The following is an 11620-nucleotide window of genomic DNA, read 5'->3' on the forward strand; positions in this document are numbered from 1 at the left end:
CCCTCGAGGGGGAGCGGGCCTTCCGCGTGAGTCGCGACTACGCCGAGAGGGGCTCGTAGTCGGTGTAGCCCTCGGCTCCTCCGCCGTAGACCGTCTCCTGGACGACCTCGTTCTCGGGGTGCCCGCCCTGCCAGCGCTCGACCAGGTCGGGGTTGGCGATCGCCGGGCGGCCGACGGCCACGGCGTCGGCGTGGCCCTCGCTGATCAGCTCGGTCGCCTCCTCGCGGCTGGTCGGCGAGCCGAAGCCGCTGTTGGCGATGAAGACGCCGTCGAAGCGCGAGCGGAGGTCCTGGACCAGCTCGCCGGCGGGCTCGGCGTGCAGGACGCTGAGGTAGGCCAGGCCGAGCGGGGCGAGCCCGTCGACGACGGCCTCGTAGGTGGCGCGCACGTCGTCGGCGTCGGTCTCGACGACGTCCTGGATGTTGTGGGCCGGCGAGAGGCGGATGCCGACGCGGCCCGCTCCGACCTCGTCGACGATCGCGCGGGTGACCTCGAGCGGGAACGCGGCGCGCTCGGCCGGGGTCCCGCCGTACTGGTCGGTGCGCACGTTGGAGACGGGCGAGAGGAACTCGTGCAGCAGGTAGCCGTTGGCGCCGTGCACCTCGACTCCGTCGAAGCCGGCGTCGATCGCGCGGCGGGCGGCGGCGACGAACTCGTCGCGGACGGTCGCCAGCTCCTCGGTGGTCAGCGCGTGCGGCACCGGGAACGGCTTCTTGCCGGAGGGGGTGTGCACCTCTCCGTCGATGGCGACGGCGCTCGGGGCGACGATGCGGTCGGTGCCGGTGATCTCGGTGTGCGAGACGCGGCCCGCGTTCATCAGCTGCATGACGATGCGCCCGCCCGCGGCGTGCACGGCGTCGGCGACGGCGCGCCAGCCCGCGGCCTGCGCGTCGGTCTCGATGCCGGGCTGCCCGGCGTAGCCCTTGGACTCGGCGCTGGGGAAGACGCCCTCGCTGATCAGCAGGCCCATGCTCGCGCGCTGGGCGTAGTACTCGGCGACGATCGCGCCGGGCACGCCCTGCTCGTCGGAGCGCAGTCGCGTCATCGGTGCCAGGACGATGCGGTTGGGGAGGTCGAGGTCGCCGGCGGTGAGGGGGGAGAACGGATCCACGGGATCGCCTTTCTACGGAGCTGTCTCAGGGGGCTGCCCTGAGGGGGGAGGCACGTGCACCTGCGGCGCACTCCGGGCGACAACCGCGAGCGGAGCACGGTCATTCCTCCTCCCGGCGTTCTCCCATCCCCCGCGCCCCGGGCACGCGGTCGACGGCCTGCCGCCTCCCGACCCCTGCTCGGACACCCGGGCTGTCTACACTCGGGAGGCGACGACGAAGGAGTGTGCGCGATGCCGGCGAGACCCCACCACCCCGTGAGCTCCCGGCTGCTGCCGGCGCTCGCGGCCCTCCTGATCGCCGCGGTCCTCGCGCTGGTCCCCGCGACCGCGGCGACGGCCGAGTCGCCCGTCTCCTTCTCCTCCTCCACCGTCCTCGACTCGGTCGGGGTGCTGAGCTCCGGAGAGACCGCCGAGATCGAGCAGGCCTCGCGGGCCCTCTACGACCAGCACCGCGTGCAGCTGTTCGTCGCCTTCGTCGACTCCTTCACGGATCCGTCCGACCGCGCCGCGTGGGCGGACGAGACCGCGACCCGCAACGGACTGGGCACCGACGACGTCCTCCTGGCCGTCGCGGTCGACGCCCGCCAGTACCAGGTGTCGGTCGCGCAGGGCTTCGCCCTCGACGACGCGCAGGTCTCCTCGCTCCAGTCCGACGACATCGAGCCGAGGCTCGCCGACGGCGACTGGGCCGGAGCCGCGGTGGCCGCCGCCGACGGGATCGGGCAGCGCCTCGACGCGCCCAGCGCCGGCGAGTCCCTCGGCTCGGGGCTGCTGATCGCGCTCGGCGTGCTCGCGGCCCTCGTCGTGGTCGGCCTCGTGGTGCTGCTGCTCGTCCGCCGCGCGCGGAAGCGCCGCGCCCAGGAGGCGGTGGAGGCCTCGATCGACGAGCTCGCCACCCGTGCCGGGTCGGCCCTCGTCCACGCCGACGACGCCGTCCGCACCAGCGAGCAGGAGGTCGGCTTCGCGGAGGCGCAGTTCGGCGCCGACGCGACCGGCGCGTTCCGCGAGGCGCTCGTCACCGCGAAGCGCCTGCTCGGTGAGGCCTTCACCCTGCAGCAGCGCCTCGACGACACCGAGCCGGAGACCGATCAGGAGCGCCGCGACGGCTACCAGCGCATCCTCCAGCTCTGCGCCGACGCCGAGCAGACGCTCGACGAGCGCGCGAGTGCGTTCGAGGAGCTGCGCGACCTCGAGAAGAACGCGCCGCAGGTCGCCGCCGCGCTCTCGGCCCGCGCCGCCGAGGTCGGCGACCGCCTCCCCTCGGCCCGCGCCCGCCTCGCCGAGCTCGCCTCCCGCTACGCGCCGACCGCGATCGACGACGTGGGCGACGACGCCGACCAGGCCGAGGACCGCCTCCGCTTCACCCGCGACCAGCTCGCCGGCGCCCAGCAGGCGCTGCAGGCCGGCGACTCCGGCCGCGCCGCCGTGCTGCTGCGCGCCGGGCAGCAGGCCGCCGAGCAGGCCTCCGGACTCGTCGACGCGGTGGCCACGCGCGGCGACGAGCTGCAGAAGGCGGAGGCGTCGCTCGCCGGCCGCATCGCCGAGATCCGCGCCGACGTGGCGCAGGGACGAGCGCTCGCCGCCTCCCCGGACGCGGAGTCCGCCGCTCAGGCGCAGAACGTCGCCGCGGCGGTCGCCTCGACCGAGGCCGCCCTCGACGACGTCGAGCGCGCCGCCTCCGTGCGGCCGAACGACCCGCTCGCCCTGCTCGAGGCCCTCACCGCCGCCGACGCCACGATCGACGCCGCCGTCGGCGGGTTCCGCGACGCGCAGGCCCAGCGCGAGCGCGAGCGGGCCGCCCTCGGCGCCGAGCTCACCTCCGCCCGCAGCCGCGTCTCGGCCGCCGAGGACTTCATCGCGGCCCGCCGCGGCGCGGTCGGCTCGGAGGCGCGCACCCGCGTCGCCGAGGCCGCCCGCTCGGCCGAATACGCCGAGCGCATCGCCGCCACCGACCCCCGCGAGGCTCTCGCCTCCGCCCAGCGCGCCTCGCAGCTCGCCCAGCAGGCGCTCGAGCGGGCGCGGGCCGACGCCGGCGCCTACTCCGCCCCGAACGCCGTCGGCAGCCCCTACGGAGGCGACACGACCGGCGCGTTCCTCGGCGGGATCCTGGTCGAGTCGCTCCTGGGAGGCGGACGCCGCAGCGGCTACCGCTCGGGCGGCTTCGGCGGAGGCGGGTTCAGCGGCGGCTTCGGCGGAGGCGGCTCGTCCCGGCGCTCGGGCGGCGGCGGCTTCGGCGGCGGGCGCAGCAGCGGCGGAGGCGGACGCCGCGGCGGCGGCGGGCGCTTCTGAGCGCCCCCGGGCATCCGCGCAGGACCGACGGCCACCACCTCCCCCACGACTCCGGCACCACCTCCGACATCCGGCACCACCCACGACGCAAGGAGAGACACCCATGGCTCAGAGACAGTCGATCTTCGGCCGCATCGCGCAGCTCGCGAAGGCCAACATCAACGCGCTCCTCGACCAGGCCGAGGACCCGCAGAAGATGCTCGACCAGATGGTCCGCGACTACACCGACAGCATCCGCGACGCCGAGGCGGCGATCGCCACCACGATCGGCAACCTGCGCCTGCTCGAGGACGACTACCGCGAGGACGTGCAGAACGCCCAGGAGTGGGGCGGCAAGGCCCTCGCCGCGAGCCGCAAGGCCGACGAGCTGCGCACCGGCGGGAGCGCCGGCGACGCCGACAAGTTCGACGCGCTGGCCAAGGTCGCTCTGCAGCGCCAGATCCAGTCCGAGAAGGAGGCGAAGGACGCCGAGCCGACCATCGCCTCGCAGACCGAGGTCGTCGACAAGCTCAAGTCGGGCCTGAACCAGATGCGCGAGAAGCTGCAGCAGCTCTCGAGCAAGCGCGACGAGCTGATCGCGCGCGCGAAGACCGTCGAGGCGCAGAGCCAGGTCCAGGACGCCGTGAAGAGCATCGACCTGATGGACCCGACGAGCGAGGTGAGCCGCTTCGAGCAGAAGATCCGCCGCGAGGAGGCGCGCGTCCGCGGCGCGGAGGAGCTCGCCTCCTCGAGCCTGGACGCGCAGTTCGAGTCGCTCGAGGACCTCGGTGAGATGACCGAGGTGGAGGCGCGCCTCGCCGCGCTCAAGTCCGGCCGCCCGCAGGACTCGATCGGCTCCTGAGCCCGTGCGCCTCCGGCGGTCCCGCCGGAGGCGCACTCCCCTTCCCGACACGCGCGGAGCGAAGGCTGGCAATCGCCATGGTGCGGTGCCGCCGCCGTCCCCGTAGTGTTCACACCAGGTTGCCCTTGACCCCGGTCGCCCTGATGCCGCGTCCGGCCCCTACCGACGCGGTGAACCATGAGCGGACCGCCCCCGTCGGGATCGCTCGCCGAGAGACCGTCGACGCCGACGGTCACCACGAAGAGCGAGGCGCCGATGAGCACCCCCACCACCACGTCCGTCACCGGAGGCGCCCCCCGCGTCGTCCGCACCCGTCCCCGCGCCGACGGCCGCGTCAACCCGACGACCGAGTACTCCGGTCTCCTCAGCACGGTCCGCGACGCGGGGCTCCTCCGCCGCCGCACCGGCTTCTACTACACGATGTTCGGCGCGCTGGTCCTCGCGCTCGGCGGCATCGTCACCGGCTTCGTCCTGCTGGGCGACTCCTGGTTCCAGCTCCTGCTCGCCGCCGCCCTCGGCATCGTGCTGACGCAGTTCGCCTTCCTCGCCCACGAGGCCTCGCACCGCCAGGTGTTCGAGTCCGGCAAGGCCAACGACGTCGCCGGCCGCACCCTCGCGAACCTCTTCGTCGGCATCAGCTACTCCTGGTGGATGACCAAGCACAGCCGCCACCACGCGAACCCGAACGTGCTGGGCAAGGACCCGGACATCGAGCGCGACGTCGTCTCCTTCACCGCCGAGGACGCGGCCCGCTCGCGCGGCCTCTACGCCTGGCTCACCCGCCGCCAGGGCTACGCGTTCTTCCCGCTCCTGCTGCTCGAGGGCCTCAACCTGCACCTGCACGGCTTCCGCACCGTGTTCGGCAAGGGCAAGGTCGACAAGCGCTGGGTCGAGATCACCATGCTCGTCACCCGCGTCGGCCTCTACCTCGCCGTCGTCTTCTGGGCCCTCCCCCTCGGCATGGCGTTCGCCTTCGTCGGCGTGCAGCTGGGCGTCTTCGGCCTCTACATGGGCGCCTCGTTCGCGCCGAACCACAAGGGCATGCCGCTGCTGCCGAAGGAGGCGCGCGTCGACTTCCTCCGCCGCCAGGTCCTCACCTCGCGCAGCATCCGCAGCACCTGGTTCACCGACCTCTACATGGGCGGCCTCAACTACCAGGTGGAGCACCACCTCTTCCCGAACATGCCACGCCCGGCGCTGCGCCGTGCGCAGGTCATCGCCAAGGAGTACTGCACCACCCACCAGATCCCCTACACCGAGACCTCGCTGATGGAGTCGTACGCGATCGTCGTCCGCTACCTCAACAAGGTCGGCCTGTCGGCCGGCGGCGACCCGTTCGACTGCCCCGCCGCCTCCGCCTACGGACGCTGAGCACTCCCCCTTCGGAGGCCCCTCGCACCTTCCCGGTGCGGGGGGCCTCCGTCGTTCACGGGAGCGCAAGGGGGTGCCCCCGCGGGCGGCGGAGTCGTAGCGTCGGGACATGAGCAGCTCCGACTACGACATCGAGCCCACCCCCACCGACACGACCGACGGCGCGCGCACGCCCGACCCCGCCACCGAGACCGGCACCTCCGCGGGCCTCGACGAGGTCGGCGGCGCGGCCTCCCCCCTGGCCGACGGCGTCGGCGCCGACGGCGAGGAGCAGAACCCCCCGCTGCCCGACTGGGGCCCCACCGACGGCGTCCACGGCACCGACGCCGAGACCGACGCCTCGGGCACCGAGCAGCACTGACTCGGCTCCGCGAGGGACCTCCCCGGCCGGTCGGCGAACGTTCCGACCGCGTTCCGAGGAGGTCCCTCCGTGTTCGCCGGAGGGTCGGCCGGCGCTCGGGCGGCGCGCCCTACACTGGCGAAATGCAGCCGACCGAACGCGCCCTCCGCGTGATCTCCTACAACCTCCGGGAGCACCGAGCGCACGCCGAGATCGCCCCCCTCGCCGCCCGCCACGACATCGACGTCCTGTGCCTGCAGGAGTGCGACACCACGAAGCTGCCGCAGGAGGTGGGCTCGCTCCGGCTCGCGTCCGTCACGGCCCGCAACCGCCTGGGCCTGGCCGTCTACTACTCGCAGGACCGCTTCGAGCTCTCCGGCAGCGCCGCGTTCGAGCTCAGCAAGTCCATGCACGACCGCGTGATGTCCCCCGCTCACGAGCGCCTGCTGGCCGTCCGCCTCGACGACCGCGACGGCGGATCGATCGCCGTCTCCTCCTTCCACGCCGCCCCGCTCTCGGCCGGCAACGCCCTGCGCCGCAAGCAGATCGACGAGGCGCTGAACCGGCTGCGCGAGTACGCGCCGGACACCCCCTCCCTGATGGTCGGCGACTACAACTACCCGTGGTTCTTCCGCGGACTCGACCGCCGGATGACCCGGAACGGCTACCTGGTCTCGCGGAGCGACTCCCCCACCTACGCGCGCTACCGCTACTTCAGCGGCCACTTCGACTTCGCGATCAGCGACTCCGTGCGGATCGAGCGGGTCTCCACGCTGCCCCAGGGCGTCTCGGACCACCTCCCGGTGATGGTCGACGCGCACTACGGCGTCCCCGCCGCCTGAGCGCGGGGCCCGCGGGCCCGCGCGGTCGGTAGGCTCAGGGGGTGACGACCCTGATCCTCGCCCGGCACGGAGAGACTGTCTGGCACTCCGAGAACCGCTTCGCGGGCTCCTCCGACATCGCGCTGACCCCCCGGGGCCAGGACCAGGCGGCGACTCTGGCCGCCTGGGCCGTCGACGCCGACCTCGAGGCGGTGTACTCCTCCACCCTGGTCCGGGCCGTGCGCACCGCCGTGCCCGCCGCGCGGGCGGCCCACCTCGAGCTGCAGCCCGACCCGGCGCTGGTCGAGGTCGACTTCGGCCGCGGTGAGGGGCTGACCACCGACGAGATGGAGAAGCGTTTCCCGGACGAGTACCACGCGTGGGTCGCCGCTCCGGCCATCCAGCCGATGCCCGGCGGCGAGTCCGGCCTCGACGCCGTCGCCCGCGCGAACACCTCGCTCGCCCGCATCCACCGCGAGCACCCCGACGGCCGCGTGCTCGTCGTCGCGCACGGCACGCTCATCCGCCTCCTGCTGTGCGCCTACCTCGGCATCAACCCCGAGACCTACCGGCACACCTTCCCCGTGGTCGACAACGTCTCGCTGACCACGCTGCGCTGGGACGCGACCGGCGTCGGCCTGCTCGGCTACAACGTCCCGCCCGTCCAGACGCAGCGGCGCTCCAGCTGAGCGCAGCGGCCGCTCCGGAGCGGCGCCCGGCGAGCGCGGGCTCGATCGGCCTGGTGCTCGGGTCGGTCGCGAGCGTGCAGCTGGGCGCCTCCTTCGCCGTGCTGCTCTTCCCCGCCGCGGGGCCGATCGGCACCGTCACGCTCCGGCTGGTGTTCTCGGCCGTCGTGCTGCTCCTGGTCTGCCGTCCGCGGCTGCGCGGCCACAGCCGGAGCGACTGGGCCACCGTCGCCGCCTACGGTCTCGCCCTCGGCGGGATGAACGCCTGCTACTACGAGGCCATCGCCCGGATTCCGCAGGGCGCCGCCGTCACCCTCGAGGTGCTCGGGCCGCTGACGCTCTCGGTGATCGCAGGGAGGAGCGTGCTGAGCCTGGTCTGGGCGGTGCTCGCGCTGGCCGGAGTGGTGACCCTGTCGCAGGGCGGGTTCTCGGCGCTGGACCCGGTCGGCGTCGGCTTCGCGCTGGGGGCCGCTGTGCTCTGGGCCGCGTACATCGTCTTCGCCGGCCGCACCGGCGGGCGGTTCCAGGGGATCGACGGGCTCGCGCTGGCGCTGGCGGCCGGCGCGATCGTGTCGCTGCCGTTCGGCCTCGCCTCCGCCGGACCCGCCCTGGTGGTGCCGCCGGTGCTGCTCCTCGGGCTCGCCGTGGCGGTGCTCTCCTCCGCGGTGCCCTACGCGCTGGAGCTGCTGGCGCTGCGGCGCCTGCGCTCCTCCACCTTCTCGATCCTGATGTCGCTCTCCCCCGGCGCGGCCGCGCTCTCGGGCTTCCTCGTGCTCGGCCAGCGCCTCAGCGCCGTCGAGGCCGTCGGGATCGCGCTCGTGGTCGCCGCGAGCATCGGGGCGGTGCGGACCGCGCGGACCTCCGCCTGAGCGGGCAGTTCTTTTGTTAGGCTAACTATGTGCCATCGACCGAGACCGCTCAGATCCAGACCCCGCAGACCGATCTCCCGCTGACCTCCCTCGCGGGCGAGGTGCGGGCAGCGGTCGGCCGGCTCGGACGGCGGCTCCGGCAGGAGAAGGCCCAGCACGAGCTCAGCGATCCGCAGTTCAGCGTGCTCGCGCTCCTGCACCGCGAGGGCGCGAAGACCCTCGGCGAGCTGGCCGAGGCGGAGCGGGTCCGCCCACCCTCGATGACCCGCACGGTCGGCTGCCTGGTCGACGAAGGACTCGCGGAGCGCCTGGCCGACCCCGCCGACGGCCGCGTCACCCGCATCCGCCCCACGGAGGCCGGCACCGCACTGGTGCTCGACGTGCGCCGCAGCCGCGACGCCTGGCTCGTGGCGCGCCTCGAGGAGCTCCCTCCCGAGGACCTGCGCCTGCTCCACGACGCGGCGGCGGTCCTGCGCGCGGTGGCCGACCGATGAGCGCGATGTTCCGCTCCCTCGCCGTGCCGAACTACCGCATCTGGTTCGCGGGCGCGATGGTCTCGAACGTCGGCACCTGGATGCAGCGCACGGCCCAGGACTGGATCGTGATCAACGACCTGACCGACCACGACGCGACGGCGCTCGGCGTGACCATGGCGCTGCAGTTCGGACCGCAGCTCGTGATGGTGCCCTTCTCCGGCTTCATCGCCGACCGCTTCGACCGGCGGAAGCTCCTGATGGCCACCCAGGGCGCGATGGGCGCGCTCGGGCTCGGCCTGGGGCTCATCGTCGTGACCGGGGTCGTCCAGCTCTGGATGGTCTACCTCTTCGCCCTGCTGCTCGGCTTCGCCGCGGCGATCGACGCGCCCGTGCGCCAGACCTTCGTCTCGGCGCTGGTCGAGGAGCGCGACCTCACCAACGCCGTCTCGCTGAACTCGGCCTCCTTCAACTCGGCGCGGATGATCGGACCGGCCCTCGCGGGCGTGCTCATCGCCGCGGTCGGCTCCGGCTGGGTCTTCCTCCTCAACGCCGCGAGCTTCCTCGCCGTCCTGCTCTCGCTGCGAGCGCTGCACCGCGACCAGCTCCGCAGCGCCCCGCGCGCCACCCGCGGCCCGGGTGCGCTGCTGGAGGGGTTCCGCTACGTCTCGAAGCGGCCGGACATCCTCGTGGTGCTCGCGATCGTGTTCCTGATCGGCACCTTCGGCCTGAACTTCCCGATCTTCGCCTCGACGATGGCGACGGTCGAGTTCGACATGGGGGCGAGCGAGTTCGGCCTGCTCTCCTCCGCGATCGCCGTCGGCTCGGTGCTGGGGGCGCTCCTCTCGGCTCGCCGCGACCGCCCGAGGCTCCGGCTCATCGTCGGCGCCTCCGCAGCGTTCGGCGTCGCGCTCGCGCTGGCCGGCGTCATGCCGACGGTCTGGGCGTTCGCGATCCTGCTCCCCTTCGTCGGCATCGCGGCGCAGACGCTGATGACCTCGGCCAACGGCTACGTGCAGCTCTCGACCGCCCCCGAGATGCGGGGCCGGGTCATGGCGCTCTACATGGCCATCTTCGTCGGCGGCACCCCGATCGGCGCCCCGCTGATCGGCTGGGTCGCGAACGCCTACGGTCCGCGCCAGGCGATGCTGGTGGGCGCCGCCTCCGGGATCGCGGCGGCCGCCATCGGCCTCGCCTTCCACCTCCGCCTGCGCCGCGCCGTCCGGCTCGCGGCCCCCGGGCCGGAGGCTCTGCCCGCCACCGGCGGAGTCCCCCTGCTGCGCCCGCGCGCCTAAGCTCCGTCGGCCGGTCCGCACGCCGGGCGGATCCGCGGACCGCCCACTGGACGGGTCGCCCCCGACGCGGGGCGCGACCGCCGCCCGCCCTCAGGCCTCGCGGGTGATCTCGACGCGGACGAAGAGCTTCGACGAGCGGGGCCCGGCGAACACCCCGCGCAACGGCGCGATGTCGTTGTAGTCGCGGCCGCGGCCGACGATGACGTGGCGGTCGCCGATGTCGATCAGGTTCGTCGGGTCGTAGCCGCGCCACGCTCCTCCGCAGAACCACTCGACCCAGGCGTGCGACTCCCCCACCACGGTCTCGCCGATCTCGGCGTGCGGCTTGGGGTGCAGGTAGCCCGAGACGTAGCGCGCCGGGATGCCCACCGAGCGCAGCGCCCCGAGGACGATGTGCGTGATGTCCTGGCAGACGCCCTCGCGCGCGGTCCACGACTCCGTCGCGGTGGAGTGCACGCCGGTGACGCCCTGCCGGTAGGTCATCGCCCGGCCGATCGTCTCGGCGATGGTGAGCGCGGCCTCGCACGGCCCGGCCGCCTCGTCCGCGAGCGAGCGCGCCATCGCCGAGAGGTCCTCCGGCGGCGCGGTGCGGTGGGTCTGCTTCGACTGCTCCACGTACTCGGTGCGCGTCTCGACCTGCTCGGACAGCTGATCCCATCCGGTCGGGTGGTCGGGGTGCTGCTTCGGCCGGATCTCGACGAGCGAGGTCGCCGTCAGCGAGAGCTCGCGGTGGGCGTCGAGCACGTCGAACGACGAGACGCGGGTGCCCCAGTAGTCGGTGTAGGCGTGCACCGAGGTCACCGGCCGGATGTCGAGGTTCGAGAACAGCACCAGCTGCCCGTCCGAGGAGGCGGGGAGCATCCGCGCCTCGTTGTAGGACGCGACCACGTCCCCCGCGTAGGTGAAGCCCGTGGTGTGCCTGATGCGCAGCCTGCTCACAGCGCCTCCCCGATCCAGCTCGGCATGACGTTGGTGGGGAAGTACCGCTGGCGGATCGCCTCGGACGCGGCCGAGGTCGCCTCCTGCACGCTGTCCATGTGCCGCGGCAGGTCCTCGAGGATGTCGGTGATCGGCCGGAACTCCAGCTCGCTGCGGATCCGCCCGAGGACGCGCTGCGCGTCGCCGGAGTGGCCGATGCGGCCGGTGCGCGGCTCGATGTCGCGCATGCACGCCTCCGCCCGCGAGACCGAGAAGAGGATCGAGCGCGGGAACAGCCGGTCCAGGAGGAGGAACTCGGCCGCGTTCCGCGCGCTCGGCACGCCCCGGTAGGTGCGCAGGTACGCCTCGTAGGCGCCGCAGGAGCGGAGGATCGTGGTCCAGGAGGGGCCGCTCGCCTCGGTCAGCGAGCGGGTGGCGAGCAGGCGGGCGGTCATGTCGGCGCGCTCGATCGAGCGGCCGAGGGTGAAGAACTGCCAGGCCTCGTCGCGCGAGGTCGCCGACTCGATGATGCCGACGGCGAGGGCGGAGCGCTCGCGCACCCAGCTGAAGAACTCCGACACCCGCTCGCCCGAGACGCGGCGCGGC

At 73.6% G+C, this 11620-nt stretch carries 12 protein-coding genes; 9 read left to right on the top strand and 3 right to left on the bottom strand.

All coding sequences use genetic code 11. The features are described from left to right. Positions 1–37: 37 nt before the first annotated feature. Positions 38–1111, bottom strand: a complete 1074-nt coding sequence (locus C5C27_RS14525; protein ID WP_104238614.1) for an alkene reductase — start codon at positions 1109–1111, stop codon at positions 38–40. A 231-nt stretch (positions 1112–1342) separates the two neighbouring features. Between C5C27_RS14525 and C5C27_RS14530 the strand changes: the two genes are divergently transcribed. The 9 genes from C5C27_RS14530 (at position 1343) to C5C27_RS14570 (ending at position 10096) form a co-directional block, all read left to right on the top strand. Next, entirely contained in the window at positions 1343–3400 is a 2058-nt protein-coding gene (locus C5C27_RS14530; RefSeq protein WP_104314764.1) for a TPM domain-containing protein, read from the top strand. A 103-nt stretch (positions 3401–3503) separates the two neighbouring features. After that, on the top strand, positions 3504–4241 hold the full coding sequence (locus C5C27_RS14535; protein WP_104238612.1) for a PspA/IM30 family protein: 738 nt from the start codon (positions 3504–3506) through the stop codon (positions 4239–4241). Between the two features lie 255 nt (positions 4242–4496). Next, positions 4497–5612, top strand: a complete 1116-nt coding sequence (locus C5C27_RS14540) for an acyl-CoA desaturase (protein WP_104226226.1) — start codon at positions 4497–4499, stop codon at positions 5610–5612. Positions 5613–5721: 109 nt separating this feature from the next. Continuing rightward, positions 5722–5973 carry a hypothetical protein gene (locus tag C5C27_RS14545; protein ID WP_104246865.1) on the top strand — a complete coding sequence of 84 codons (252 nt, stop codon included), beginning with the start codon at positions 5722–5724 and terminating at the stop codon, positions 5971–5973. A 122-nt stretch (positions 5974–6095) separates the two neighbouring features. Next, positions 6096–6794: an endonuclease/exonuclease/phosphatase family protein gene (locus C5C27_RS14550; RefSeq protein ID WP_104223855.1), complete on the top strand. Its 699-nt coding sequence runs from the start codon at positions 6096–6098 to the stop codon at positions 6792–6794. Between the two features lie 41 nt (positions 6795–6835). Further along, on the top strand, positions 6836–7462 hold the full coding sequence (locus C5C27_RS14555; RefSeq protein ID WP_104223854.1) for a histidine phosphatase family protein: 627 nt from the start codon (positions 6836–6838) through the stop codon (positions 7460–7462). Positions 7463–7515: 53 nt separating this feature from the next. Next, on the top strand, positions 7516–8328 hold the full coding sequence (locus tag C5C27_RS14560) for a DMT family transporter (RefSeq protein WP_244229480.1): 813 nt from the start codon (positions 7516–7518) through the stop codon (positions 8326–8328). A 29-nt stretch (positions 8329–8357) separates the two neighbouring features. Beyond that, a complete protein-coding gene (locus C5C27_RS14565; protein ID WP_258062756.1) occupies positions 8358–8822 on the top strand; it encodes a MarR family winged helix-turn-helix transcriptional regulator in 465 nt (154 codons plus the stop codon). Further along, positions 8819–10096 (top strand): MFS transporter, encoded by a 1278-nt coding sequence (locus tag C5C27_RS14570; protein ID WP_104238609.1) that lies wholly within the window; start codon positions 8819–8821, stop codon positions 10094–10096. The genes C5C27_RS14565 and C5C27_RS14570 overlap by 4 nt, the downstream gene beginning before the upstream one ends. 90 nt (positions 10097–10186) lie before the next feature. Here the strand turns inward: C5C27_RS14570 and C5C27_RS14575 are convergent, their stop codons facing one another. Together C5C27_RS14575 and C5C27_RS14580 are read right to left on the bottom strand one after the other, a co-directional pair. Then, on the bottom strand, positions 10187–11035 hold the full coding sequence (locus C5C27_RS14575; RefSeq protein WP_104256498.1) for a transglutaminase family protein: 849 nt from the start codon (positions 11033–11035) through the stop codon (positions 10187–10189). Next, the coding region (locus tag C5C27_RS14580) for an alpha-E domain-containing protein (protein ID WP_146079703.1) at positions 11032–11620 on the bottom strand (589 nt) is incomplete at its 5' end. The genes C5C27_RS14575 and C5C27_RS14580, both read right to left, overlap by 4 nt.

The sequence above is a fragment of the Rathayibacter sp. AY2B7 genome, from assembly GCF_002931635.1.
Classification (GTDB): Bacteria; Actinomycetota; Actinomycetes; order Actinomycetales; family Microbacteriaceae; genus Rathayibacter.